21 protein-coding genes are annotated in these 26,310 nt (G+C 43.7%); 10 read left to right on the top strand and 11 right to left on the bottom strand.

Translation table 11 applies throughout. The features are described from left to right. Positions 1-156: 156 nt before the first annotated feature. Positions 157-357, bottom strand: a complete 201-nt coding sequence (locus GLO7428_RS05300; protein WP_015187532.1) for a hypothetical protein — start codon at positions 355-357, stop codon at positions 157-159. Positions 358-658: 301 nt separating this feature from the next. Here GLO7428_RS05300 and GLO7428_RS05305 point away from each other — a divergent pair, with 301 nt between their 5' ends. After that, positions 659-1,366, top strand: a complete 708-nt coding sequence (locus GLO7428_RS05305; protein WP_015187533.1) for a metallophosphoesterase — start codon at positions 659-661, stop codon at positions 1,364-1,366. Here GLO7428_RS05305 and mutS read toward each other — a convergent pair. Next, on the bottom strand, positions 1,363-3,921 hold the full coding sequence (mutS, locus tag GLO7428_RS05310) for a DNA mismatch repair protein MutS (RefSeq protein ID WP_015187534.1): 2,559 nt from the start codon (positions 3,919-3,921) through the stop codon (positions 1,363-1,365). The genes GLO7428_RS05305 and mutS overlap by 4 nt on opposite strands. Before the next feature lie 489 nt (positions 3,922-4,410). Between mutS and GLO7428_RS05315 the strand changes: the two genes are divergently transcribed. Next, on the top strand, positions 4,411-5,280 hold the full coding sequence (locus GLO7428_RS05315) for a DMT family transporter (RefSeq protein ID WP_015187535.1): 870 nt from the start codon (positions 4,411-4,413) through the stop codon (positions 5,278-5,280). Here the strand turns inward: GLO7428_RS05315 and GLO7428_RS05320 are convergent. Further along, the gene (locus GLO7428_RS05320) at positions 5,264-5,698 is read right to left on the bottom strand and encodes an NUDIX hydrolase (RefSeq protein WP_015187536.1); all 435 of its coding nucleotides are present in this window, start codon (positions 5,696-5,698) and stop codon (positions 5,264-5,266) included. The genes GLO7428_RS05315 and GLO7428_RS05320 overlap by 17 nt on opposite strands. A gap of 3 nt (positions 5,699-5,701) precedes the next feature. Then, positions 5,702-6,124, bottom strand: coding sequence for a hypothetical protein (locus GLO7428_RS05325; protein WP_051038399.1), 423 nt, complete (start codon positions 6,122-6,124; stop codon positions 5,702-5,704). Positions 6,125-6,337: 213 nt separating this feature from the next. On the opposite strand from GLO7428_RS05325, the gene folD reads away from it, so the two are divergent. The 3 genes from folD (at position 6,338) to GLO7428_RS05340 (ending at position 8,804) form a co-directional block, all read left to right on the top strand. Then, positions 6,338-7,207: a bifunctional methylenetetrahydrofolate dehydrogenase/methenyltetrahydrofolate cyclohydrolase FolD gene (folD, locus tag GLO7428_RS05330; RefSeq protein ID WP_015187538.1), complete on the top strand. Its 870-nt coding sequence runs from the start codon at positions 6,338-6,340 to the stop codon at positions 7,205-7,207. Between the two features lie 175 nt (positions 7,208-7,382). Further along, a complete protein-coding gene (crtE, locus tag GLO7428_RS05335; protein WP_015187539.1) occupies positions 7,383-8,309 on the top strand; it encodes a geranylgeranyl diphosphate synthase CrtE in 927 nt (308 codons plus the stop codon). Positions 8,310-8,348: 39 nt separating this feature from the next. After that, positions 8,349-8,804, top strand: a complete 456-nt coding sequence (locus GLO7428_RS05340; protein ID WP_015187540.1) for a divergent PAP2 family protein — start codon at positions 8,349-8,351, stop codon at positions 8,802-8,804. A gap of 35 nt (positions 8,805-8,839) precedes the next feature. On the opposite strand, the gene GLO7428_RS05345 is transcribed toward GLO7428_RS05340, so the two are convergent. The 5 genes from GLO7428_RS05345 to GLO7428_RS05365 form a co-directional block, all read right to left on the bottom strand. Continuing rightward, on the bottom strand, positions 8,840-9,490 hold the full coding sequence (locus GLO7428_RS05345; RefSeq protein WP_196797463.1) for a hypothetical protein: 651 nt from the start codon (positions 9,488-9,490) through the stop codon (positions 8,840-8,842). Position 9,491: 1 nt separating this feature from the next. Further along, positions 9,492-9,824, bottom strand: a complete 333-nt coding sequence (locus GLO7428_RS05350) for an MgPME-cyclase complex family protein (protein WP_015187542.1) — start codon at positions 9,822-9,824, stop codon at positions 9,492-9,494. Between the two features lie 68 nt (positions 9,825-9,892). Next, on the bottom strand, positions 9,893-10,615 hold the full coding sequence (locus GLO7428_RS05355) for a pyridoxine 5'-phosphate synthase (RefSeq protein ID WP_015187543.1): 723 nt from the start codon (positions 10,613-10,615) through the stop codon (positions 9,893-9,895). A 243-nt stretch (positions 10,616-10,858) separates the two neighbouring features. Beyond that, positions 10,859-12,676: a caspase family protein gene (locus GLO7428_RS27220; protein ID WP_015187544.1), complete on the bottom strand. Its 1,818-nt coding sequence runs from the start codon at positions 12,674-12,676 to the stop codon at positions 10,859-10,861. Positions 12,677-12,912: 236 nt separating this feature from the next. After that, entirely contained in the window at positions 12,913-17,133 is a 4,221-nt protein-coding gene (locus GLO7428_RS05365) for a phytase (RefSeq protein ID WP_015187545.1), read from the bottom strand. Positions 17,134-17,836: 703 nt separating this feature from the next. On the opposite strand from GLO7428_RS05365, the gene GLO7428_RS05370 reads away from it, so the two are divergent. Together GLO7428_RS05370 and GLO7428_RS05375 are read left to right on the top strand one after the other, a co-directional pair. Further along, complete coding sequence (locus GLO7428_RS05370; RefSeq protein WP_015187546.1) at positions 17,837-18,184, top strand: PPC domain-containing protein; 348 nt, start codon at positions 17,837-17,839, stop codon at positions 18,182-18,184. Between the two features lie 110 nt (positions 18,185-18,294). Then, a complete protein-coding gene (locus GLO7428_RS05375) occupies positions 18,295-19,050 on the top strand; it encodes a peptidylprolyl isomerase (protein WP_015187547.1) in 756 nt (251 codons plus the stop codon). A gap of 4 nt (positions 19,051-19,054) precedes the next feature. Here GLO7428_RS05375 and GLO7428_RS05380 read toward each other — a convergent pair whose 3' ends face one another. Together GLO7428_RS05380 and GLO7428_RS05385 are read right to left on the bottom strand one after the other, a co-directional pair. Then, on the bottom strand, positions 19,055-20,701 hold the full coding sequence (locus GLO7428_RS05380) for an AarF/ABC1/UbiB kinase family protein (protein ID WP_015187548.1): 1,647 nt from the start codon (positions 20,699-20,701) through the stop codon (positions 19,055-19,057). Positions 20,702-20,915: 214 nt separating this feature from the next. Next, the gene (locus GLO7428_RS05385) at positions 20,916-21,974 is read right to left on the bottom strand and encodes a mannose-1-phosphate guanylyltransferase (RefSeq protein WP_015187549.1); all 1,059 of its coding nucleotides are present in this window, start codon (positions 21,972-21,974) and stop codon (positions 20,916-20,918) included. 368 nt (positions 21,975-22,342) lie between these two features. Here GLO7428_RS05385 and GLO7428_RS05390 point away from each other — a divergent pair, with 368 nt between their 5' ends. From GLO7428_RS05390 to GLO7428_RS05400, 3 genes are all read left to right on the top strand, one after another. Further along, positions 22,343-23,794 (top strand): efflux RND transporter periplasmic adaptor subunit, encoded by a 1,452-nt coding sequence (locus GLO7428_RS05390; protein ID WP_196797546.1) that lies wholly within the window; start codon positions 22,343-22,345, stop codon positions 23,792-23,794. Between the two features lie 68 nt (positions 23,795-23,862). After that, on the top strand, positions 23,863-25,080 hold the full coding sequence (locus GLO7428_RS05395) for an ABC transporter permease (RefSeq protein WP_015187551.1): 1,218 nt from the start codon (positions 23,863-23,865) through the stop codon (positions 25,078-25,080). Between the two features lie 54 nt (positions 25,081-25,134). Continuing rightward, positions 25,135-26,184 carry an aromatic ring-hydroxylating dioxygenase subunit alpha gene (locus tag GLO7428_RS05400; protein WP_015187552.1) on the top strand — a complete coding sequence of 350 codons (1,050 nt, stop codon included), beginning with the start codon at positions 25,135-25,137 and terminating at the stop codon, positions 26,182-26,184. The last annotated feature ends 126 nt before the right edge of the window (positions 26,185-26,310 follow it).

Here is a 26,310-nt window from a genome sequence, read left to right on the forward strand (position 1 = left end):
GCTTTAAATATCTGACAAAATTTTCTCAACATATCTCTAAAATATACCAATATATAAAAGACCTTAGCACTTAGTAGGTGTGTTAAGGTCTGGTATCTTGATTATGAATCTACACAATCGCCCGCTGCGCTTGATGATATAACAGCGGCACGACACTTACGATATTGCCTGGCGAGAAATAAATTTTTCAATCGTTGCTTGTGTTTGATGGAGTAGATGTTCGCGGCTGTCAATTACCTTGGGGTTGAGGTTAGGAACTAAATTCCGAGCTTGTAAAGTCATATGAAGCTGAAGATGTGCTACATACTCGCTGAAATCCTCACGCACTGAATATTGTTTTAGCTCCTTTGATTGCATTGCCACGGTGTTCTCCTTTACTAGTCCTGTGCGGGTTAATCCACATCCGAAATTATCACGTGCGGCTTCACCATTGTCTCATTTTGCAATGAAGTGTAATGCTTAATCCGGCATTTTATTAAAAAATGTTACAGAATCGCGGATAATAGAATCAAGATTAGGAAAGGTAGAGAAAATATAACTCCTAAAGAACTTCTGAATATACGTCTTAGCGCTTAAGCTTTGATCCATCTTTTGGTCAAGGAACATCGGCTACAAATATGCGATCCTTATTACAATAGGGAGTTGCACTTTCAACTTAATGATTTTATTCGGTGGAGATCCGCACGGTGATTTTAGATCTGTGATTCAGGCAGTCAAAACATATTCTCCGCAAGCAGTCGTGTTGCTAGGTGATTTTGACTTAGAGCGATCGCTAGATGAAGAATTAGCTGCCATCCTGAATAAAACCGAAATTTGGTTCATCCACGGTAATCACGACGCGGATCAAGACCGTTGGTACGACAATTTATTTTCATCAAAATTAGCGCACCGTAATTTACACGGTCGCGTTGTTAAGATCGCTGGCGTGCGTATCGCTGGATTGGGCGGCGTGTTTCGCGCGAAAATCTGGCGTCCTCCTGCTGCACCACGATTTCCTAGTCCGAACGACCTGTTGTCGATCTGCGGTAAAGGCGAACGTTGGCGTGGTGGCATTCCGCGTAAACATCATGCGAGTATTTTTTGGCAACACTATGCAGCGCTTTGGCATCAGCAAGCAGATATTTTAGTGACGCATGAAGCACCTTCGTGCCATCGCTACGGTTTTAAAGAACTTGATGACCTGGCTGTATCACTAGGAGTCAAAGCTGTCTTTCACGGTCATCATCACGAACATTACACAAAAGCAATCGGTAACGGCAAGATTATCGTACATGGTGTTGCTAAAGCTGGAATATGCGATCAAGAGGGAAAAGTCCTCATCCCTGGTCAATCAGATGCATACATTAAGCAAAAAGTCAATAGTTAGTTTGCCTTTATGATAGGGCGTTCTACAGCAATTCCTTCACGCAGTCCCACAGCAATTTTACTGTGCTTTTCAATTTGTCCCATTACTTGCTTGGCACGTTGAATCACGACAGTTGGCAATCCGGCTAAGCGTCCGGCTTCAATACCATAGGATTTATCCGCACCCCCTGGCTGGACTTGATGTAAAAAGATAATTTGGTCGGGTAATTCTTTCACAGTGACTTGGTAGTTAGCTACGTTCGTCAAAATTGAAGCAAGTTCGTTTAACTCGTGGTAGTGTGTTGCAAAGATTGTCCGCGCTTGAATTTCAGTTGCTAAATATTCTGCTACCGCCCAAGCAATCGAAAGACCATCAAACGTTGCTGTACCTCTACCAATTTCATCTAACAGCACAAGCGATCGCCGCGTGGCATGATTGAGAATATTTGCAGTTTCGTTCATCTCAACCATGAACGTTGATTGACCTGTTGCTAAGTCGTCTACTGCACCGACGCGCGTAAAGATGCGATCGCAAATTCCTAACCGTGCAGAACTTGCGGGAACAAAACTTCCCACCTGCGCCATTAACTGAATTAATCCTACTTGACGCAAATAACAGCTTTTGCCACTGGCGTTTGGTCCAGTGAGAATAATGAGATCGGGGGATTGATCGTCGCTACTACCCAAAAACGTAGAATTGGGGACAAAAAATCCCGCAGGCAAAGATTGTTCGACGACAGGGTGACGCCCATCGACAATATGAATTTCTCGCCCTTCCACCATTTCTGGACGGCAGTAACCTTGATAAACTGCTACTTCAGCTAAACCACATAGCACATCTGCGGCCGCTACCGCACGCGATATGTTGCGAATCAATTCTGCGTGTTCGGCAACTTCACTGCGTAATTGGGCAAAAACTTCATACTCTAAGCGATTTAAATCGTCTCTAGCGTTGAGAATGCGGCTTTCACGTTCTTTCAACTCAGGAGTAATATAGCGTTCTTCGTTCGTTAAGGTTTGCTTGCGGATGTAATGCTGAGGAACTTGATCGGCTTTACTGCGAGAAATACTGATGTAATAACCAAACGTTTTGTTGTAACCTACTTTTAGTGTGGGAATTTCTGTCTTAAGGCGTTCCTCGACTTCCAAATTCGCGATCCACTGCTGATCCGCTTCTACGGTAGTGCGTCTTTCATCGAGTTGTGAGTGAACACCAGGGCGAATCAAGCCACCTTCCGAAAGGAGAATCGGTGGTGATTCAACAAGATAATTGCGGAGTTTTGCGGCTAATTCTTCTAATACAGCAGGGACTTTTTGCAACGCCCGTAGGTAAGGCGATCTTGCTGTTTCTACAATCCGCGCGATTTCGGGAAGCCTGGCTAACGAATCTGCTAAAGCGACAAGGTCTCTTGCATTTGCACTGCCAGAACCTGCACGACCTGTTAATCTTTCTAAGTCATAAATTTGTCGCAAACAACTGCGTAAATCTTGCCGTAGCGAACTATCTTCGATTAATTCCTCAATTGTGTCTTGTCGGGCGTGAATGCCCTTGATATCAATCAGTGGTTGCAAAAACCAACGACGCAAAGCGCGTCCACCCATTGCGGTACTTGTACGGTCTAATGCCCACAGCAACGAACCATGAAACGTCCCATCGCGTACTGTTTGCGTAATTTCTAAATTGCGCCGACTTTGGTGATCCAGTATCAAGTAATCGCTAATCGTGTATGTGCGTAAAGCTTGTAACGCGATCGGGTTTTCTTTTTGCGTTTCTTCTAGATACTGCAACAACCCACCCGCAGCCCTTACTGCAAGCGGAAGATGTTCGCAACCTAATCCTTCCAGCGATCGCACGCGAAATTTTTGAATTAAGCGTTGTCGCGCTTCTGATTGCGTAAACGCCGTATGCGATCGCAAGGCGTAGCAAAATGCAGGTGGTAAACACGCTGGTAAATGCTCGGAAGTTTCTCCAGGACGTAGTAAACTGCCTAAATCTGGCGCATTTGTCGGAACTAAAACCTCTGAAGGTTGCAACCGCATTAATTCCTGCGTCAGTTGCTCTAAATTACTTTCTTGCGTTGTCAAAAACTCGCCAGTAGAAATATCTGCATACGCTAACCCCCAGTGATTACCCGCAATGACAACTGCTGCTAAAAAGTTATTGCGTCGTGCTTGCAGCATTCCGTCATCTAGAAGTGTTCCTGGAGTGAGTACCCGCGTCACTTCTCGGCGCACTTGACGATGTTGGGCGGCGGCGATTTCTGCATCTTCAACTTGGTCGCAAATTGCGATCGCATACCCCTTTTCAACTAGCATTGCACAATACCGCTCTAATGCATGATGCGGTACTCCTGTCATGGGTACGCGCCCAATTTCCTTTCCTCCCTCTTTACTTGTCAGCACCAGTTCTAATTCTCGCGACACTGTCAGCGCATCGAGAAAGAAGGTTTCAAAAAAGTCTCCGCATCGATAAAGTAGTATAGTATTCGGATATTGCTCTTTCACTTGCACAAAGTGCTGGTACATCGGTGAAAGTTTGGTGATATCCAGTTTCCGATAGTCCGCATTACGCAGCATCGGCTTGCCATCAAGTTCCGTGGAAGTAGATGCAGAGGAGGAATTGTTCATCGCAGTCAATAATCAGTTATACGCCGTAGCCTTGTACTTAATTTACTGTAGATAGTTTATAAAATTTTTACTGATAGTTATCATAACGTAGGGCAGGATATTTAGTTATATCAGATAACTTATTTCCTACTACACTTCTTGATTAAATCATGCGGCTCTAAATTTTTACTGATGAATTATACTATAATTTTACTGAATCTTAGTTCAACTCAATAAAAAATTAAAATAATATTTATATTTTGGAGAATATCTTTACAGTTTTTTTTCTTTTTGTCCTAGCTTAACGCCTTCGCTAAGCTAGCGCTGCGCTAACGAAAAACCCTGTGGAAAATATACTCTTTATGGTTCGTTTAAAACAATGACAATTTATAAAAACTGCTATCATTTTTCATGATTAATATAAATACTAATAAAGAATATAGGTATTAGGATTTAATATTGGTAGTTTATCTCAAATTAATATTAACAGCAGTAGTTTGGGGCGGTACATTTATTGCAGGAAGAGTCATTGTTCAAGATTTAGACCCTTTTTCTGCTGCATTCTGCCGTTTTGCTGTTTCTTCAATTTGTTTACTTTTTCTCACGCTCAAGCAAGAAGGACAGTTACCGCGTCTTCATCAAAAGCAACTCATACAAGTTATTTTACTAGGTATGACAGGGGTATTTGCCTACAATGCTTTCTTTTTTCTTGGCTTACAAACCATTGCTGCTAGCCGCGCAGCGTTGATTGTCGCTTTAAACCCGACATTTATTGCGCTTGGTTCTGCCTTATTTTTCAAAGATAAACTTACAGCTTTTAAAATAATAGGAATTATTGTTTCTTTATTAGGAGCCGCTTTGGCAATTAGTAGAGGGAACGTAGTCAATATATTGGATGATAATCTAAGTATAGGAGATCTATTTTTATTTGGTTGTGTCTTTAGCTGGGTTGCATATACGCTAATTGGTAAACTAGCCATGCAACAACTTTCGCCTTTAGTTGCTACTACTTATGCTTGTTTGATTGGCACTATTGCCTTATTTTTTCCTGCGTTATCAGAAGGAATCTTACAACATTTTTTTCAAATTAATTTCGTTACTTGGTTAGTGATTTGGTATTTAGGTTTTTTAAGTTCGGCGCTGGGTTTTATTTGGTATTCTGAAGGCGTTAGAGTAATAGGTCCTGCTAAAGCGGCTATTTTTATTAATTTAGTACCAGTATCAGCAATTTTGCTAGCAGCAGTTTTATTACGAGAAGAAATTACTTTAAGTCTTCTAGCAGGTGGGATTTTAGTAGTAATGGGCGTATTTCTTACGAATAAAGCTTAAGCTCAATAAAGTCCAGTAAAATTTTTTGGTGAGGTGTGCCTAAAGGTTTAGTATCTTGAGCTTTTTTAGAGTAGCATTCACCTTGTAAAATTTGCTCAGGTGTTAATAAACCCAAATCCCACCCTTCATGAAGAACCAGTCGATCGAGTTCTACGGTTAAAGGCGCGTGATAAACATGACGTACAACGCTTGTATCACAATAGCAGCCGAATTTAGATATTGTAGGTGGAGTGTAGCTAATTTCTTCTTGAAGTTCTCGGACGATAGCAGTATCAGGAAGTTCTCCAGGTTCGATGTGACCGCCGAATAAACCCCAATGACCAGGATAGAGGATTCCAGGAATATCGTCGCGTAATTGCATGAGAAATTGATTTTGGCGATAGAGAATGGCGATCGCAACACCAAATTGTTCACTCATCGATCATTTCGCAGGGATACGTTCGATTTGGCGGTGTTCTTCGACATAAGCTTCACCAAAATCTTGTTCTGCAACGGGAATACTGTGATAGCGTAGCTTTCCTTCGATTAAGACGCGATCTTCAAGTTGAATATTGCGTTGATTCGTTAATACCCAAATTGTGCCACTAGCGTCTTCGACTTGGTAAGCTAGCCAATCGACTAAAGGAACCAGCGCCGCGACTCTACCCTGAACGTAAATCGTTTTGTCTTGATCGCGTGTTGGTTCGATATCAGCAATTTGGGAAACATCAACTCCAAAACCTACATTCATGCTGTTGAGTGCAGATGGTACGCTGCTACAGCCTAGTAAACTAGTCAGCAAGAGAGAAGGTAAAACGTAGAGAGGTTTGAGTTGTGGCGCGATCGCCTGACGAAGAAATTGCATAGTCACTGGCACCATCACAACTAACAAAGTAGTAGATTTCAATCGTATGCAAAGAAATGGTGATCGCCCAGTATTGTTAGAAAAAATTCGTTTCAATTAAACATTCAGAGGAACAAGGCAATGCCTTGCCCGTAAAAATCAGAGTTAAATAGTAAGATTTTGATGCAAGAACGAGGCTGCATCAAGCAGCCTTGCGAAAGGAAGGTGCCAAAAATGGTTATGAAGCAAGCACAGTTACTCGATGGTAAAGCTTTGGCGCAACGTCTGCAAAGCGAACTCAAAGAACAAATTCAAAAACAAACTTCGATTGGACGCCCACCAGGATTAGCAGTATTAATGGTAGGCGATAATCCTGCAAGCGCTGCGTATGTGCGTAATAAAGAACGTGCTTGCACGAATGTGGGGATTGCTTCGTTTGGGCAACATTTCAGCGTAGAAGTAACGCAATCAGAACTAGAACAGACAATTCATCGCCTTAATCAAGATGACCGAGTTGATGGCATTTTAGTACAGTTACCTTTACCCGAACATTTAGATGCAGTTGCATTATTACATCAAATCGATCCTGATAAAGATGCGGATGGATTGCATCCTACGAACCTAGGAAGACTTGTGCGCGGGGAACAAGGGTTGCGTAGCTGTACTCCCGCCGGAGTGATGCGGCTGTTGCAAGAATATCAAATTCCACTCAAAGGTAAACAAGCGGTTGTTGTGGGACGCAGTATTTTAGTTGGTAAGCCTTTAGCTTTGATGCTCCTCGAAGCCGATGCGACAGTAACAATTGCGCATTCGCGATCGCAAGATTTAGGGACAATTACACAATCTGCTGATATTTTAGTTGGTGCTGTCGGTCGTCCAGGACTGATTACAGCAGATATGGTAAAATCTGGGGCGGTTGTTGTCGATGTCGGAATTAATCGCGTGACAGATGCGAGTGGTAGTAGCCGCTTAGTCGGTGATGTAGACTTTGACGCGGTGCAAAATGTTGCCGAATATATTACTCCGGTTCCTGGGGGGATTGGTCCGATGACAGTCGCGATGTTATTACAAAATACCTTTACAAGTTACTTACAGCGCCACTAGTAAACAATATCAAATTCAGTTATTGACTAGCAACTAACCACTCATAACAGCGTAACGATACTAATATTCTGGTTATTTCAACAGATGATATGACAAATACTGAATTTGTGATTCATAACTTCCCAAAGCCCCGTAAAATTGTTACGGACACCACAGCAGCTGAAGGAATTCGGGAATGGTAGTAACGGATAACCCACAAACGCCTCAAGAAAAAGTACCATTTGACCTACCAGCTTATTTACAACAGCGACAATCGCAAGTTGAAGCGGCACTTGATCGTGCCATTCCGATCGCTTATCCAGAGAAAATTTATGAAGCGATGCGTTACTCGTTGTTAGCTGGCGGTAAACGGCTGCGTCCGATTTTGTGTCTTGCAACCTGCGAACTAGCTGGCGGTACGACAGAAATGGCAATACCAACAGCTTGTGCTTTAGAGATGATTCATACGATGTCGCTCATCCACGATGACCTCCCTGCGATGGATAATGATGATTATCGACGCGGGATGTTGACAAATCACAAAGTTTATGGTGAGGATATTGCGATTCTAGCAGGTGATGGCTTATTAGCGTATGCGTTTGAGTATGTTGCGGCGAAGACCGAAAATGTGCCAGCACCGCGAGTTTTACAGGTGATTAGTCGTCTAGGGCGTGCGGTGGGTGCTGCGGGTTTAGTTGGCGGTCAGGTTGTCGATCTAGAATCAGAAGGAAAAGCGGATGTCTCAATTGACACGCTAAACTTTATTCATAATCACAAAACTGCGGCGTTGTTAGAAGCTTGTGTTGCTTGTGGAGCAATTTTAGCGGGTGCGCCAGAAGCTGACTTACAAAGATTAACTCGTTATGCACAAAATATTGGGTTAGCATTCCAGATTGTTGATGATATTCTGGATATTACTGCGACTCAAGAAGAACTCGGCAAAACTGCTGGTAAAGATTTACAAGCACAAAAAGCAACTTATCCGAGTATTTGGGGCTTGGAAGAATCGCAGCGTCAAGCACGCCAACTGATTCAAGCGGCAATTGCGGAACTTGATTCTTTTGGAGAAAAAGCCCTACCGCTACAAGCGATCGCCGAATTTATCACTAGCCGCACGCACTAAAAGCTATCAGCCTTTCTTTATAACTGACATCAAAACACCATGCAGGACTTTGGCGACATTCTAGACAACAGCGTACTGCTGGTTGCTGTAATAGCTTGTCTCATCGCTCAAGCATCAAAACTTGTAGTAGAGTTAATCAAAAATCGTAAATTGGATATGCGCGTTCTCGTCACAACGGGGGGAATGCCGAGCGCCCATTCCGCACTTGTTACTGCCTTAGCTACTGGGATTGGACAAACTGCGGGGTGGGCAAGCACCGAGTTTGCGATCGCAACGATTTTTGCGATTATCGTCATGTACGATGCGGCGGGAGTCCGTCAAGCTGCGGGTAAACAAGCACGTATTCTCAATCAAATGATTGACGAACTATTTCACGAAAACAAAGAATTTAACGAAGACCGACTCAAAGAATTACTTGGACATACACCGTTTCAAGTTATTGTGGGTTCAGTTCTTGGCGTTACCATTTCTTGGCTAGCAAGCCCAGCGTATTAGTTGGTGATTGGTAATAGGTAATGGGTAATTGTCATTTACAGTGAAGCTTTGGGGCGGATGAGCGTGACTTGACGACTGTTTACTAATAGAGCATAAAAGCCGCGATCGCTGAGCCTTTTTAAGGTTTCAGTCGCCTTGTTTTGGTCTGTTGTATGCAGTGCGAGTAAGTAATTGCGCTGGGCGTAGGAAGTTAAACCAACGTCAGTTCCTAAAAATTGCTGTACTTGTGCTGCGGTTTCTGGGCGGTTGAAATATTCAACTAACACCGCATATCCTGCGCCTAAAGGTTTGGGATCTGCTGCGGTTGACGCGGATGGTGTTTCTTTAGGAGAACGCACGACAAACGCAGCTAAACCTAGCGATCGGATCGATTGCACTTGTGCATTGGCATTGTCTAATTGTGTAAAAGTGCCAGTGCGCGTTACTGTTTCGTTGAGATAGCGGCAAACGATGCTATTCGTATTAGATGGTAGGGCGCGACGTAGTTTTTCTTGCGCTTCAGGCGTTGGCGATCGCACGAGTACAAGATATTCACCCGCTTTAGGTGGCTGGCAATTAGGCAAAGTTGTTTGGGCAGCTGCCACATTCAGGCTCATCATCCAACGAACAGCAGAAAGTAGAATTAAGCCGAATAGTGGCATTGCTCCGCGTTGGTAAATATCCCCCTGACTTCGGTTGCTTTTCATCTTATGACGACATTGACGCTAGCGAAGCTAAGGGATCGGGAATTGTTGCCGATGGTGCTTGAAATTCGCCAGTGATGACGTACTCTAAGCGTAATTTCAGCCAAGTGATAAATTGCGGATTGGTAGAAATCACCGCCGCTGCTGGTTGAGGACATTGAGCTTTAACTTGTGCCATTTCGGGCGCTTCTAAAAAGGCTGGCTGCGTCACTAACCAGAAATCGATTTCTTTTGCTTGTTCGTGATAGTTACGCGTGCGTTCTCTGAGAACTTCATCTAATGGTTCTTCTTCAACAAGAAAGCGTTGACTTGCTAATACGTAGTAATAGGTTTGCATCTCTCTAGAGGTTAACGACTAGGGAGTAGTTATTGTCTCACTTTTTATCTTCTGATTTTAGGAGAAATTTACACTTCTCCACGAATCGCTTGTTTCATCTCACGTACCGCACGCTCTAAACCGACTAAAGCTGCACGGCTAACGATAGTATGACCAATGTTGAGTTCTTCCATTCCTGGAATACAAGCCACAGGGTAGACATTCCAATACGTCAATCCGTGTCCTGCATTGACACGTAAACCGGAGGCGATCGCTTGTTTTGCACCTTGCGAAAGGATGGCGAGTTCTTGTTGTTTACTCGCTTCGTTATGGGCTTCTGCATAACGCCCCGTATGCAACTCAATAAATTTAGCCTTGACCTTGACAGATGCTTCAATTTGTGAAATATCAGCATCAATAAATAAACTCACAGGAATGTCGGCAGATTGTAACTTATCGACAACCTCGTTCATGCGGTCGAGTTGACCAACAATATCTAAACCGCCTTCGGTTGTGACTTCCTCGCGTTTTTCGGGCACCAGCGTCACGTAATCCGGTTTGATATCCAGTGCGATCGCCACCATTTCATCGGTAGCTGCCATTTCTAAATTTAGGTGCGTACGTACAGTTTCTCGCAACAAACGGACATCGCGTTCTTGAATATGGCGTCGATCCTCGCGCAGATGCACAGTAATCCCATCCGCGCCGCCAAGTTCAGCAAGGACTGCTGCTGCGACAGGATCGGGTTCTACAGTTCGGCGTGCTTGTCGAATAGTTGCGATGTGATCGATGTTGACTCCTAATGTAGGCAATCTAACTTCTCCTGAATTAATGAGGTAACAAAAATGTATAAATGCGATCGCGAATCAATTCACCGCTAGATAGTTAAGTGTGCCTCCGCACACTTCGTTTGAATAGCCTCGACTTCAGTCGAAAGGCGTCTATAGATTCATGCAACCGAGCGCATAGATATATTATTTTAATGACCAATTAAAGCGCGATCGCCGTTTCTTAAACTGGATATCAAACAACGTCCTACCTTTTTTGTCACTTCATCATCGCCAAAATTTAATTTGCCCTTCTTTGTCACCGCTAATTACGGTTTGATCGTCAGGGCTAATTGCTACAGCGTAAACATCGCCAGGGTGTCCTTGAAACGTGTGTAATAGCTGACCAGTACGCAAACTCCATAATTTAACTTCGCGATCTTCCGCACCACTTACCAGAAACTGACCATCAGCACTAATCGCTACCGAGTTTACATGGTCTGTATGCCCGTGCAAAGTTCGTACTAATCTACCTGTGCGGATATTCCAGATTTCAACGGTTTCGTCATTACTACCACTCGCTAATGTTTCGCCATCAGGACTAATCGCAACAGTGATAATTTTACTTTTGTGTGCGGCTAGCGTGCGGATAAGTTGACCAGTGTTAACATCCCAAATTTTGATATCTTGACCTTGACCACCACTCGCTAAGGTTTGTCCATCAGGACTGAGTGCGATTGTCCTTAACCTTGATGTATCAGCCGCAAAGCTTCTGAGTAATTTTCCAGACGGTAGATCCCAGACTTTGAGTGTATTGTTACCGTCAGCGCTAACTAACGTGTTACCATCCTGACTAATGGCAACTGCCCAAACGGTATCTTGCGATCCCGTCAGAGTGCGGATCGCTTCGCCTGTCCGAAGATTCCAAACTTTAATTGTTTTATCGCCACTACCACTGACTAAGGATCGCCCATCAGGAGTAATCGCCACTGACCAAACCGCAGCAGTATGACCTGATAACGTCCGGATCGGTTTTCCACTGGGTAAATGCCAAACTTTGATCGTTGTGTCCCCACTGCTACTCACCAGCGTTTGACCATCATGCGTTGTCGCGAGTGACCAAACAGTTTTTGCATGATCGAGGCGTGTTTGCGCGGTTTGACTGTAATCTCTTGGCGCAGCAACCAGCGAGTTACCAAAAGGTAATTGTAATAACTGCTGTCGTTGTAAAATATATGTTGCTCCAACTAAAGTGACTAGCGTTGTGAAGCTGACTCCTAAAAGCAAGCGGACGCTACGATGTTGGACGAGTGGTGCAAAAAGTCTTGTCCTACGGGTTGGTAATACGAGTGGTTCACTTTCTTGAGATTGCGTCTCGGCTACGGGAGCAATTAAAATTTTGTTGTTATGAGAATTTATGATAACTGGCTCAATATTGGCGGCGGTTGCTTCGGCTTTTCTGCTGATATATTCATGCAATTCGTCAACAGCAATCCAGCGATCGCCGTCTAAGTCTGCCGCACCTTCTAGACCTTCGACTAGGTAACGCGTATAAGTGGAAATATCATTTCCTTTGTGTTGAAAGAATGACTGAGTTGCAGACGATAAAAGAATCGTGCGATTTCCTCCTAGTTGACTTGCGATATCTCCTGAAGCACGATCCTGCGCAGCAGCAACACTAGCGGCTGAAGCTTGAGTAAAGCGACAATCTAAAATTAGGATCTGTTGTGTCGCACGGCTATCGTTCATGATGTCTTGCACAAAACTTGCCGATACGACTGTCGATTTAATCAGTTCTCTTTGCGCGTTTTTACTTGTATGACTTGTTGCAAAAAATAATTTATTGCTGTAGTCCTTGATACAATAACCCGAAAAATAAAGTAATACTAGATCGCCACTTTGATGCGCCTTATCTCGAAATAAAGCCTCAATTGCTGCTTGCATCACAAGGGGTTCAGGATCTTTTAAAGTTTTCACTTCATCAAACCCTAAACCTGGTTTTTGCAGTACGCGTTGCATTTCCTCGACATCTTTGACTGCACCAGGTAAGGTGTTAAAGCCAGTACCGTGGTGGCTAACTCCAATCAGTAGTGCAAATTTAGCCATTATAATTTCCTACACTGCCAGAGATGCTAACCCCAACAAAGAACACTAACGCAACTATTAGTAATTTGCTTAAAATTTAAGTTCTCTTTAAAACTTTAGCCGTTGCTTCATGAAATCTTTATCAAAAAATTATAAGGGTTAACTTTCGATGATTAAGAATTTATCAAAAAAAGCATCTCTGTAGTAGAGATGCTCGATTGATTTTCGTAAAAGTTATTTACAACTTATTTAGTTTACTAGACAAAGATAAAGTGACTCGGCATTAAACTACTCGCTGTTACGTTCATAAGAATCGCAATTTCTTCTCCAGAAACACTTAAAATAGTATTGTTTACGTTACTACCAGCGCCTTGTTTAATCGCCAACTGCTCAAAAGTTAAATTGTGAGTTAAACCAATACGATCGCCATGATTAAGGTTGAAATCACTAATAATATCGAATCCAGCATCATTCAAAACGAAGACATCGCTACCACTGTCACCAGTTATCGTATCTTCTCCTAAACCACCGCTTAAAGTATCATTACCCCTACCACCGCGTAGGAGATCGTCGCCACTCAAGCCAAAGATGCGATCGTTACCACCTTGACCATTAATAACATCATGCGAGTAATTGTAACCTTTGACACGATTATCTAAATCATTGAGAAAAGTAACACTGTTAGGATTAAAAATGCGATCGCGCTGTGCGTTAGCATCGAAAACATCAAAGTTATCTTGAATTTCACTTTGACTATTAAATAGAAGATTTCCTATTTTGAGATTTTCTAGGTTTTCTAGGTCAAAATTTTGCAAAATCACTTGCGGACTATCGTCAGACTCAAAATGAATCAATAAATCATCATTTTGCTGCGTTAATAACATATTTCTCGCAGTTAATTCTGCTCCTAAAAACTGAATCGTATCAACTTCTGCTGTAGCAATAGGTTGCTTTCCAGTACCTACACCTTGAAAATCAGTAATCGTGTCAGTTCCGTCACCTTGATTGACAATAAAGAAATCGCGATCGCCACCACCCGTTAGTAAGTCATGATTCAGCGCACCTGTAATCGTGTCATTTCCCACAAGTCCATTGATGTTGTCGCGTTGATGAGTTCCAACCAAGTTATCATTTGCGGGTGTTCCTGTAATTTCCTTAACCGAAGATTCGCGCGGGTTGTAGCTGCTAGGATCAATTGTCAGTGCATCAGCGAAAGCATTCGCGACATTTTCCCAAGGGATAAACTTAAAGTTAGAACTCGCGTTTTCTAACTCACCTTCATCTTCAACAATCACTGCTGGGTCATTATTACCATCTTGTAAAACAAGCATTCCTTTCGGAAAGTTTGCGCCTAAAGGGGCATTAATGACATCCGCGCCATCAGATTCTTGAACGCCATCGATACTCTGAAACTCACCGACAACAAAGCTACCCAAGTACTCGTTATTACCTTCACGCGAGTAAACGGCAAAAGTATTATCTCCCTGACTTGACGCTAATAAATAACCTTTACCATTGCCAGCGTAGTAAATTGTCAATCCCTCAACATCTGCTGTCAAATTGCTTCCTTCAGGTTTGACCGCATCAACTAATACACCTTCATCTTTTCCTGTTACTTCCGCCGCAAATTTCCAAATGCCAACTTTTTCTTGACCTACATAAAGATAACCAAGTTCGCGGTCTGCTACCATACCTTCAATCTGCGCATCAGCTAACTCACCGCCATCGGGTATCGGTAAAGTGAGAGTCCGCACTGTTTTAGCCGTTACTTTGCCAAAACCGTTATCGATTAACTCTAATTGCGCAACTTGGTTCGATTCGCGCTGGCTAACAAATACATACGACTTCCCTGAAGAACTCGTATAAGTTGCAAGTCCATACGCGGTTTGTTCGCCATCATCAATGCCAAAAATCGATGCAGGAATACTGCTAGCGGTGATATCTTTTAGCTGGCGTGTGGTTGGATCAATTTGAAAAATTGCTAGCGTATCATTGTTACGGTCGGAAGCGATCGCCAAATCAACACAGCGATCGCCAAGCTTGAAACCATACAGCAAGTCAACGTTATTGTAGCGGACATCACCAGGTTCGCCAGGTAAAATCGTCTGTAATTGCTTACCCTCCAAGTCATAAACCGCTAAACCGCCATCTTTTAAGCTACCAATCACCAAACTCAACGCTGAATCTACTGGATGAACGTAGATCGCCGGATCGTCAGCGTCTCCAGGAGGAGAATTTACAGGTGCGTCACTATCTACAACTGGCGGCGTTTCTACAGTGGGGACAGCGCCAGGCGTTGTATCTAAATCGACAGCAAAAGCTAAAAATTGTGTAAACTGAGTATCGCTAAAGTTATTGTCGCTGACAACAACTAAAGATTGCCTACCATCAGGTAATTGAGGACCAAAACTTATCCCTTCAATGTTATCTAATAGCGTTTCCAATTCAGCAAAGTCGAGTAACAACCGCTTTTGTACAGGTGCAATTTCTAAGCCATCAACGCTAGGAATACTGCGAATATCAACCGCGTTTTGAGTTTGGACTTCATAAAGCTTGATCGTATTTCCGACTCCTGTAGAAAACGATCGCTCTAAAGCTAGCAACGTACCATTATTATCAATTGCTAGCAAATCAACTAAACCATTTGTTTGAAATTCGCCTGGGGGTACTGACTCGGCTGCAACAGGATCGGTAACGTATAAGAATTCTCGTTGCATTCCTGTAGATACGTTGTACTGCAAAATTCTGGAAGGACTACCGTTTTCTAAATCTGCGGTAGAACCATCTTGAATTAATGCGTTTTCAGTCGCGGTGTATAGATATTTATTGTTAGGTGTAATCGTCAAGCTTTCAAAGGCAAGATTATTTCTTATCCCGCTTGTTTGATTCCTTGTTGGCAGATATTTCGACGGTACAGGTAGCGCTTGAAACTGTTTTCCTCGGATAGAAAATTGATTCACAAAAGGCGGAATTAATTGATTTGTATCGCCTTCAGAGGAAATAAATAAGGTTCCTTGATTGGTTAGTGTAATTCCTTCTGGATCGAGGCTATTTTCTGCAAAAAGTTGACCGTTTTCATCAAGTAACGCGGTGACGCTTTGAAACTTTATATCTCCTGGTTGCAGCTTACCATCTGTTAAGTCAATTTTCAGCGTGTAGAATCGTGCAGGATTAATCGAACTGCGATCGTCTGAGATGCTATAGAAAAGGTTTTTGGCAGGATCGTAGACAATTCCCGATAACCCGCCGACTTCAGTTTCTTGAAACGTCAAACCTGTGTCAAACGTGACTTCGCCAATAAAGTCAAGATCGACTACAGATTTTTGACTGACATCAGGGATAGCGATCGCCGGTGTCAATCTCACATCAGCCGCAACCAAACGATGATCGGAACTCGGAACACTCGCAAGATTCGGATCGAAGTCACCCACTAAACGAAATAACGGATCGTCACTTGTTTTCCAAAATACCGAAGCATCGGTAATTTCTAAGTTTTGTGAAGGTAAAACGTAATCTACCCGCAAGTTACCAGGTGTTGTATCCGCAAAATCAGCCGTATCGTAAGCAGGGTCACTGATATGATCGTCATTTGCACCACCTTGACGTATAGCCGCATCGACACCACCTTCACTGTTTGGTGTGATTCTCGTGTTGATTAAAGGATTACCGAGTAATTGCCAAATTGCATTATTTGTGCTGTCACCATCAAACGGATCGGCGTTTTGATCGCCCATCACAACAAAGCGCGAACCTGCGGCTAAACCGCCAAACTTCCCAGCGTCATCGTAAATATAATTTCCTTGACCAGGCGTAAAATAGTCCGACCAGAAGCGAATTTCATCATGATTGCGTCTTCCATTACGATCTTCTTCGCCATCGAATACAGGAGGAGTGGGATGACTTGCTAAGACATGAATCGTCTCGCCGTTAACTTGAATTGGGATATCCCAATGACTTTTAGAAGAAAGCCGGAAAACTTCGAGTTCTTCTGGCGAGTACCAATCGTCTGGTAACAAGGCGTTTGGCATATCCTTCCAAAGAAACTTTTGAAAGGTACGAATGTTTTCTTCATCAATAGGGTGTTTAGAGTAGAGTACCATGCCATATTGACCAGGGAAGAAACCAAAACCCAGTGCATCATTGGGTCCGCCTATCGTGCCATCATTATCTAAATCAAATCCTGAGGAAACACCTGTATTAGAGGGTGCAACGTAATAGTAGGGGTATTCGATAGGATTCGCACCATTTTGACCGACTGCAAGATAATTTTGCTGAAAAAGTTGTGCAGCCTTAGCGTCTGGATCGTAGTCAAATTCGTTAATTAAGATGACATCTGGGTTAGTACGTTGAATAATTTCGGCAATGTTTCGGGCTTGAGTATTGGTTTTTGTGGAGAGATCGCTGATAAGTTGTCCTGCTTCGTTGCGATTGAGAGAAGCATTGAACGAGGCGAAGCGGATATCTTGAGATGTTGTCATAGGGTTAAATAACAAACCACAAGGATGTAGAGATTGCAGAAACTATAGATAGCTGTGCTATTTAGCGATCGCATTTGCTAAAGCTTTCTGGGATAAAATGTCTATTTTTAACCAGCAATATATCGCTGCAAGATTCAACGTGTAGAGAAGATTAGGCTACGACATGTAATACCAATTCATAAGCCGTCATTAAAAAAGTTAGATAAAACATCATCTAACTTTATGAGAACTACAAAATTTTTCCTCCACTTCTTTGCTTACTTGTACAGCCATCAAGAGGATTGGTATAAACTATGCTAGATAGTTCCTCTTTTCCACTTAATCTTTTAAAATCTCATAAAAAAGTTAAGACGACTCTATGCTTAGATTAAAGTGCGGATAATCCAAAATGGATTATTCAATTAAAGCCAACTATTAGCAATAAATTCATAATAAAAAATCACCATTTTAGGTGATTAGCATAATTTTTTAAAAAATTGATATTTTTAACAATAGATATCAACAGGTAATTAACTCAATTCTAGATTTTTCTTGCTAGGTACTAAATCTTTTGCGCTTACTCAATACCAACCTAGTGGTTTTTACACTTTTGTGCAACTAACTTAGCCAAAGTAGGTCACGAGAATGAGCTAAATCTGAAAAGTTTTGCCATTATTAATTGGATAGGATACTTGCATAGAAACCCTATCTTAGGAGAAACGATATGGCAAGTTTCGTAGATGCTATTAGCACCCCTGGTGAGTTAGACATATTCCCTGTTGAGTTTATTGGTCAAGTGGACTACACAATATCAGCACTTGGTAGCTCGACTGCGGGTGGAACTCTAGCAGATCCTATAGTTGGTGTCTTTGATAGTGCCGGTAACTTATTAGCTTATCAAGACGACAGCTGGGCGTTGGGTTCTGATCCCATGCTGCAATTTACAGCACCTGTTAGCGGGATATATTATATTGGGGTTGCTGATGCGATCGGAAGTACTGGTACTTATACGCTAGTGTATGACCAGACTTTACCTCCACCCGTTGTAGATACCTCAACATTCCTCTTTTAACTATAAGCTGAAGTATGTAATGCAGTCAGTATTCCCATTAACTGGCTGCATTGATGTAAACTACACAGCTATTTCTCGATTGTCAAACACAGTAAAAAAGATTTAATCTGATGGCTACTGCTTTACAGACTAGTCACACCAGTGTCGTTGCTGGAGAAATTATTTCACTTTTGAAAAGTTGCCAAATATTACCGCAATTATGGCGTGAGAATATTATTGAGCAGGCGATCGCTACTATCGATTGCACTCCAGAGGAGATGACGAATGCTTGTCAGCAGTTTTATCAGCAACATCAGCTTGACAGCGTTACTAAACAGCAAGCTTGGCTAGAGCATTATGGCATAACTCAAGCACAATTAGTAGCTATGGCAACACGGGAACTCAAAATTGAAAAATTCAAACAACTGACTTGGGGTAGTAAATTAGAGTCTTATTTTCTCGAACGTAAAGGACAGTTGGATCGAGTCATTTGTTCGTTAATTAGAGTTCAAGATAGAGGTCTTGCTGAAGAAATTTATTTCCGAATCCATGAAAAAGAGCAATCGTTTATTGAATTAGCGAAGCAATTCTCTGTAGGGCTAGAAGCACACACTGGCGGTATTGTTGGTCCCGTTGAATTAGGAACACTTCATCCGCAGTTAGCAAGAACATTAAAAGTAAATCGCCCAGGACAAGTATTACGTCCTATCTTGTTAGGAGAATGGATTTTTATTGTGCGATTAGAAAAATTTATTCCGGCTCAATTAGATGAAATAATGCGCCGGAAGTTACTACAGGAACTATTTACTGCTTGGTTACAAGAGCAAATGCAGAAATCACCTAGCTTCGATAAAATTTGGTTAAAAAATTTAGGTTACATTCATTAGCCTCTCACTTCAACCGTCCTGAACGGATAGTACTAAAAACGAGCCATAGTCCTAACAAACTTGCTGTAGCAAATAAAATCGTACTCAACCACGATAACTCACTTGTTTGAGCATTATTAGAAATGAGTGCTGCACCGATAATTAAAGAACCAACCAAAACACTAAATGAAAGCCGGCTTGCGGCGTCATCCATTGTGCGACGCAAGTTATCCAAGCCACGTACGGATAAGTTCCATTGCAGTGTTTCTGAAGTGACTCTATCTAAAAGTAACTCGATTTGGCGGGGTGATTGTAGCGAAAGACTTTTGAGATCGAGCGCGGTTCTTAGGAGTGATTGTAGTGGATTTGCCCCAAGTAACTGACGGCGAAACAAATCAGTAATGAGGGGCTTAATTTCATCTAAAAGATTAATTTGAGGATTAACTAATCGCGCAACTCCTTCTAAATTTGCCAAAGTTTTGGCATATAAACCTAGATTACTTGGCAAGCGAATTTTATTGTTACGGGCTACTTGCAATACTTCATAAAATACTTGGCTGAAATTAATCTGCGATAAGCTCAGATTGTAATACTTCCGCAGCATTCGGTCGTAGTCATTTTCCAGTCGTGATAAGATGACTGGCTGTGCAGAATCAGCAAGTTGTAGCGTTAATTGCGCGCATCTTTGAGCATCTAAATCGACGATCGCGAGTAACATTTCGGTTAAAATTTGCTGCGATCGCGGGTCTAAGCGTCCTACCATGCCACAGTCGAGTAGCGCCACGCGACCATCGCGAAGGTAAAATAAGTTACCTGGATGCGGGTCAGCATGGAAGAAGCCATCGATGTAAACTTGCTGGAAGAAAGCACGAAACAATAAACTTGTGACAGCGGCACGTTTCGCCTGAGGATCTTGACCGTTTTGTTCGCTACCAAAATCAGCAGCGAGAATAGGAACGCCATCTAGCCACTCCATAACGAGTAACTTGGCTGTCGTCAAGTCCCAGTAAATTTCCGCTACGACTAACTGTGAAGAATCAAACCAGCGGCTATTTGTTAAATTGCGGCGTAATTGGTCAGTAAAACTCGCTTCTCGGATAAAATCTAACTCTGCCTCTAATGCTTTGGTAAATTCTTCAGCTAGCGAATCAATATCGTACATTTGCCCGAACTCGGTTCTTGCTACCAAGTCGGCGACACCCCGAATCAGCGAAATATCTTGCGCAACGACCGCATCAATTCCTGGGCGTTGTACTTTAATCGCTACTTCGCGTCCATCAATGAGTATTGCTTTATGCGTTTGCGCAATCGAACCTGCGGCAACAGGACGCGGATCAATCGTGCTAAAAGTAGATTCAAGCGACTGCGGAAGTTGCTGGCGAATCACAACTTCAATATCTGTCCAGTTGACAGGTGGTACTTCATCTTGCAGCGTTGACAATTCCTCAATATAAGCTGCTGGAAGCAAATCAGGGCGAGTACTTAGCAATTGCCCAAACTTGACATAAACAGGTCCCAAATCGACTAGGATGTTGCGTAGAACAGCAGGTGTAGGTAATTGGGGTTCGTCAGTTTTTCCCCCAGTTAACAGCCGCCGCATATAGTCCCAGCCATTGCGCAGGAAAACTTCCAGAATTTCTCTTTGCCGAGATGTCGTTTGAGTTAGAAACACAGCTATTTTTTGGGATCAGGGGTTAGAGATACATAGCAGGGGTCAGGGCTAAAAGCTAGAATATCTGATGATTCTAAGCTTCCATCAAGTCCTAAGCATCCCTTTAATTGCTATGGTATGTTGAAAGCAGCATGGGTATCTTACCCGCAACAGACAACAGTTAAGTTGTAACGTATCAAACGGCTAAAATTCCTCTGCCATGAGTTTTACAGTTTCACAATAGGTCAGTAAATTTAGGGTTATCCTGCAAAAGTTTGAGGACTTGTTTAATTTCTTGCGTGCGATCTTTGCGGGCGATCAGCGTCACATTGCGATCGCGTACCACGACAACATCTTCTAATCCAATAGTGACAATCACATCATCATCGCTTGTAGAATACAGCAACGTATCTTTAGTATCTAGCCCGACGTGATTTGCAAGTTCGACATTCGTCGCATCTTTTTTAAGCAAGCGATCAATTGCGTTCCAATCTCCCAAATCATCCCAACCAAAATCGACTGGTAAGACATACGCGATTTGGGTTTTTTCCATCAAAGCGTAATCAATACTAATTTTTGGCAAATTTGCGTAAGCTGATACTCCCTGAGTTTCCAAAACTTGCATCATTTCTGGCGCATGAGTACGGAGTTCATCTAAGACAACTCCAGCGCGAAATACAAACATACCGCTATTCCAGCTAAACCGATTTGTCACCAAAAACGATTCAGCGGTTTCACGATCTGGTTTTTCCGTAAAGCGATTAACGCGATACACAGGCAAGCCACCAAACGAACCTGCCAAGTCTCCTTGTTCGATGTAGCCGTAACCTGTCGCAGGATAAGTTGGTTTGACGCCTAAGGTGGCGATCGCATTTTCACTCGCTGCTAACAGTGTTGCCGCGCAAAGTGTTTTCTGAAAGCTAACTTGGTTATCAATCCAAGGATCGGCAGGAAAAAAGCCAACAATCGCGTCTGCGCCGTAACGTTTGGCAACTTCTAGCGTACTCCACGCCACTGCTGGGGCGGTATCGCGTCCTTCGGGTTCGGCTAATAAGTTTTGCGCGTGTAAATCTGGTAATTGTTCTTGTACGCCCTGCGCTAGTTGAGTTGAAGTCACAACCCAAAGATTCTCCCAACTTCCTGCTAACGGCAAAAGTCGGTCAGCCGTTGCTTGTAATAAGCTTTTGCCGCTCCCATCCAAGCTTAAAAATTGTTTGGGGCGATGTTTGCGACTCAAAGGCCAAAACCGCTCTCCTTTACCCCCAGCTAAAATAACCGGTATCAGTGTGTTCATGTTCTGTAACTGTCAATTTGCATATCTTAAGAAAGTTTACCCACAACGCTGGCGATCGCAAGGATTTTCATGACACAAAGCGAGTGGTGAGTAGATAGTGGCTAGTGGGAGAGATTTAATGATTGTTATTCGTTACTACCCGCCTACCCGCTATCACGCTCGATAGCTACCACAATCGGTTATTGGGAGGGAAACACTACTTCAGGAACTATCTAGCGCCAATAGTTGGTCGCTAAGATCAAGAAAGATGAAGTTTATTAACAGTGCGATTGCGCGGAGTGCAGCGCCAAGGGCGATCGCAACAACTTAACGGCAATTCTCTTCTGATAACTTGGCAAAATATCCTGCCCACTTTTATGACCACTTACATGGAAATTCCCTTAATTGGCAAACTAAAGCATCCACGTCGCTGGCTGATCGGGCTAGTAGCAGCTGGTGTTGTGGTCAGTGGTGGTACTTATGCGGTTGTAAGTCGAACAACACCCAGAATTAATGTTGCGGAACTGACAGTACCTGTAGAATCGCAAAACGTGACGTTACGCATTACGGCAAGCGGTAAAGTCGTACCGTTTCAAAGCGTAAACCTTAGCCCTAAAACCTCTGGACGATTAACCGCATTGAGTGTCGAGCAAGGCGATACAGTTCAACAAGGGCAAATCATTGCGCGGATGGATAATGCTGAACTGCAAGCCCAACTCGCACAAGCACGGGCTAACTTAGCTCAATCTCAAGCTCAACTCGACCAAGCCTTAGCAGGAAGCCGCCCTGAGGAAATCGCGCAAGCCCGCGCACGACTTGCACAAGCTGAAGCTCAACTCAACCAGGCGCGTACTGGAAATCGTCCTGAAGAAATCGCACAAGCCCAAGCACAAGTAGATGCTGCCCAAGCGCGAGTCAATTTGACAAGTAGCCGCGTGCAACGAAATCGTACACTATATCAAGAAGGCGCAATTTCGCAAGATCGGCTTGATGAAGTTATTGCAGACGATCGCAGCGCGCAAGCAGCATTGCAAGAAGCCCAACGACGCTTAGCCCAACAGCAAAGCGGTAGCCGATCCGAAGAAATCACTCAACGCCAAGCCGCAGTCAATGAAGCTCGCGCAGCCTTGAGACAAGCGCAAAGTGGCTCGCGCCCTGAAGAAATAGCCCAACGTCGCGCTGCTGTTGCTGCTGCTGCCAGTCAAGTGCAAGCAATTCAAGTACAATTAGAAGACACAATTATCCGCGCTCCTTTCGATGGCATTGTGACGCAAAAATATGCAACCGAAGGCGCGTTTGTGACACCAACGACTTCAGCTTCGAGTACAGCATCGGCAACTTCGACGTCAATTGTGGCGATCGCCCGTGGTTTAGAAATCTTGGCACAAGTTCCCGAAGTAGACGTCGGACAAATTAAGCAAGGACAAGCTGTAGAAATTGTTGCTGATGCTTATCCCGACCAAGTATTCAAAGGTCGCGTCCGCTTGATCGCCCCTGAAGCCGTTGTCGAACAAAACGTTACTTCTTTCCAAGTGCGCGTTGCGTTAGAAACTGGCACGCAAGAACTGCGCTCAGGAATGAATGTCGATGTGACTTTTCTTGGCGAACAAGTACCGAATGCCTTAATGGTTCCTACCGTGGCAATTGTCACCGAACAGGGTGAAACAGGCGTTCTTGTTCCTGGAAACAATAATCAACCGATCTTTCGTCCAGTAACAATTGGACCAAGCCTGCAAGACCGCACGCAAATTTTATCTGGATTGAACGAAGGCGATCGCGTGTTTGTCGATCTTCCGGAAAGGCAACGACCAAGACAGAACGAATCAGTAGTGAGTGAGTAGTTGCACTATAGCTAAAAAGAAGATGAGTTACTACCCATTACCAATTACCTATTACCAATTCACCAATAATGGACATTCTTGAAAGCGTTAAAATGGCATCAAAAACGCTGCTAGCGAATAAGCTACGCAGCACGCTGACGATGTTGGGTATCATCATCGGTAATGCGTCAGTGATTGCAATGGTGGGTATCGGTGAAGGCGCGCAGCGTTTCGTTTCTGGACAGTTTGAATCGTTAGGAACCAACGTACTATTTATCGTCCCAGGCAACCGCGACGCGCAACGGACGACGGTTGATTTACCAAAAACGTTAGTTTTAGAAGACGCAGAAGCGATCGCCACTCAAGTCCCGACAGTCGGCGCAGTTGCCCCACAATTACACTCGCGCGAACTTGTCACCTACCGCAACCGCAATACGTATAGCTTGATCGTCGGTACAAACCCCGATTTTTCTGTAGTCCGTAGTTTTGATGCGCAGCGCGGTAGATTTATCACCGACCTTGATGTCAAGCGCAATAACCAAGTCGTTACGCTGGGTGTCGATTTAGCCGAACGTCTCTTTGGCAATCAAGATCCTGTTGGTCAGCAGGTGCGAATTCGTAATATCAGCTTCTTAGTTGTCGGTGTGATGGAAGAAAAAGGCTCGGTTTTAGGAACAAACTATGACGACAGCGCCTATATTCCTGTGACGACAATGGCAAGCCGGATTATCGGCGAAAATTCTCCCTATGGCGTGAACTTGACGTTTATTTCCGTATCCGCCCAAAGCGAAGCCAGCGTTGATGCAGCGCAGTTTCAAATTACCAACTTGTTACGGTTGCGGCACAACATCACCCGCGAGGATGATTTTAGCGTCCAAAGCCAAAAAGATGTCTTAGAAATTGCAGGTACAGTCACAAGTGCTTTGACGATCATGCTAGCCGCGATCGCAGGAATTTCCTTGTTGGTCGGCGGTATTGGCGTCATGAATATTATGCTCGTATCCGTTACCGAAAGAACGCAAGAAATCGGATTGCGTAAAGCGATCGGTGCGACGCAGGATGATATTTTGATTCAATTTTTGATTGAAGCGGTGATTCTTTCTGCTGCTGGTGGTGTACTCGGTACAGTGTTAGGCGTTGGTGGAGTTTTATTAATTGGAGCTTTCACTCCGTTTCAAGCAGGCGTTTCACCCGTGGCGATCGCGCTTGCGGTTGGCGTTTCTGGTGGAATTGGCATTATTTTCGGTGTTGTTCCTGCGCGTCGCGCTGCCCAACTCGATCCAATTGTTGCTTTGAGAAGTGCTTAACTCTACAATTCTAAACTTTGGATGAGAAGCTAATTCGTAAAGTATTATCAACTGATGGCAAAAAACGACTTCTTGCGCGATGTTTGGTACTACGCCTTACCTGGAGGCTCACTCAAACGCGGAGCTATGGTAGCAAAAACTCTGCTTGGTGAGCCAATCGTTTTCGCGCGCAGCCGCGAAGGTAAAGTGTTTGCGCTTTGCAACATCTGTCCCCATCGCGCAGTACCACTAAGTTGTGGACGATTCGACGGACAAGAAATCGAATGCTGCTATCATGGCTGGCGTTTTGACCAAACTGGACGCTGTACAGAAATTCCCGCATTAGTAGAAGGCGATTCGCTCGACCTCAAGCGCTTTCAAGTCAAGCAGTATCCCGTACGCGAAGTGCAAGGCAACATTTGGATTTACATGGCATCGAACGAGCGTAAGGCACCGCCAGCAACAGATATGGAAGTTCCCGTAGTGCCTTTTTTTGGTGACAAATCGTATCAACTAGTTGTCACATTGCACTTTCCATGTTATGTAGATCATGCAATTATTGGTTTAATGGACCCTGCACATATATCATTTGTCCACCGTTCTTGGTGGTGGAAATCAGGGCGATCGCTGTTTGAAGAAGTCAAAGCCTTTGACCCCTCACCGTATGGCTTTACGATGCGGCGGCACAAAATTCCTAACGTCGCACTTGGTTATCGACTCATTGGCGGTGGCGCACCCGAAACCGAAATTGCGTTTCGTCTCCCTGGCGTCCGCATTGAACACGTCAGCACCGAACACCATAATGTTTGTAACCTCACCGCTGTCACTCCCCTATCAGAAACAGAAACCGAAGTCACAACGCTTCTCTACTGGACAACACCCTGGATTACCGCAATCAAACCGCTAATCAAACCTTTTGTCCGAGCATTCCTCGACCAAGACCGTCAAGTCGTCATTAAACAGCAAGAAGGCTTAAAATACGATCCGACATTACTCCTCATTCGCGATGCTGACACACAAGCACGTTGGTACTATCAGCTAAAAGCCGAATTTACCCGCGCCGCCGCCGAAGGTCGCCCGTTCAACAACCCAGTAAAAACCCAAATTTTACGTTGGCGATCTTGATATGAGAGGTCAGAGGTCAGGGTTATCTCTACGTAAACTCTTCTTGAAATCTTAGTCACTTTGTGTCTACGGATACTTGGCTCAACGGGGTAAACCCCCGCACGCAAGAGTCCTCCTCTGTGTACT

The organism is Gloeocapsa sp. PCC 7428, assembly GCF_000317555.1.
Taxonomy (GTDB): Bacteria; Cyanobacteriota; Cyanobacteriia; order Cyanobacteriales; family Chroococcidiopsidaceae; genus Chroogloeocystis.

Coding starts and splice junctions, on each gene's coding strand:
- GLO7428_RS05320 (WP_015187536.1), bottom strand. CDS start 5,698: ATGAGTGAACAATTTGGTGTTGCGATCGCCATTCTCTATCGCCAAAAT.
- GLO7428_RS05325 (WP_051038399.1), bottom strand. CDS start 6,124: ATGCAATTTCTTCGTCAGGCGATCGCGCCACAACTCAAACCTCTCTAC.
- GLO7428_RS05370 (WP_015187546.1), top strand. CDS start 17,837: ATGGCAAGTTTCGTAGATGCTATTAGCACCCCTGGTGAGTTAGACATA.
- crtE (WP_015187539.1), top strand. CDS start 7,383: ATGGTAGTAACGGATAACCCACAAACGCCTCAAGAAAAAGTACCATTT.
- GLO7428_RS27220 (WP_015187544.1), bottom strand. CDS start 12,676: ATGGCTAAATTTGCACTACTGATTGGAGTTAGCCACCACGGTACTGGC.
- GLO7428_RS05300 (WP_015187532.1), bottom strand. CDS start 357: ATGCAATCAAAGGAGCTAAAACAATATTCAGTGCGTGAGGATTTCAGC.
- folD (WP_015187538.1), top strand. CDS start 6,338: ATGGTTATGAAGCAAGCACAGTTACTCGATGGTAAAGCTTTGGCGCAA.
- GLO7428_RS05305 (WP_015187533.1), top strand. CDS start 659: ATGATTTTATTCGGTGGAGATCCGCACGGTGATTTTAGATCTGTGATT.
- GLO7428_RS05385 (WP_015187549.1), bottom strand. CDS start 21,974: ATGAACACACTGATACCGGTTATTTTAGCTGGGGGTAAAGGAGAGCGG.
- GLO7428_RS05350 (WP_015187542.1), bottom strand. CDS start 9,824: ATGCAAACCTATTACTACGTATTAGCAAGTCAACGCTTTCTTGTTGAA.
- GLO7428_RS05390 (WP_196797546.1), top strand. CDS start 22,343: ATGGAAATTCCCTTAATTGGCAAACTAAAGCATCCACGTCGCTGGCTG.
- GLO7428_RS05340 (WP_015187540.1), top strand. CDS start 8,349: ATGCAGGACTTTGGCGACATTCTAGACAACAGCGTACTGCTGGTTGCT.
- GLO7428_RS05365 (WP_015187545.1), bottom strand. CDS start 17,133: ATGACAACATCTCAAGATATCCGCTTCGCCTCGTTCAATGCTTCTCTC.
- GLO7428_RS05400 (WP_015187552.1), top strand. CDS start 25,135: ATGGCAAAAAACGACTTCTTGCGCGATGTTTGGTACTACGCCTTACCT.
- mutS (WP_015187534.1), bottom strand. CDS start 3,921: ATGCTGCGTAATGCGGACTATCGGAAACTGGATATCACCAAACTTTCA.
- GLO7428_RS05375 (WP_015187547.1), top strand. CDS start 18,295: ATGGCTACTGCTTTACAGACTAGTCACACCAGTGTCGTTGCTGGAGAA.
- GLO7428_RS05395 (WP_015187551.1), top strand. CDS start 23,863: ATGGACATTCTTGAAAGCGTTAAAATGGCATCAAAAACGCTGCTAGCG.
- GLO7428_RS05345 (WP_196797463.1), bottom strand. CDS start 9,490: ATGAAAAGCAACCGAAGTCAGGGGGATATTTACCAACGCGGAGCAATG.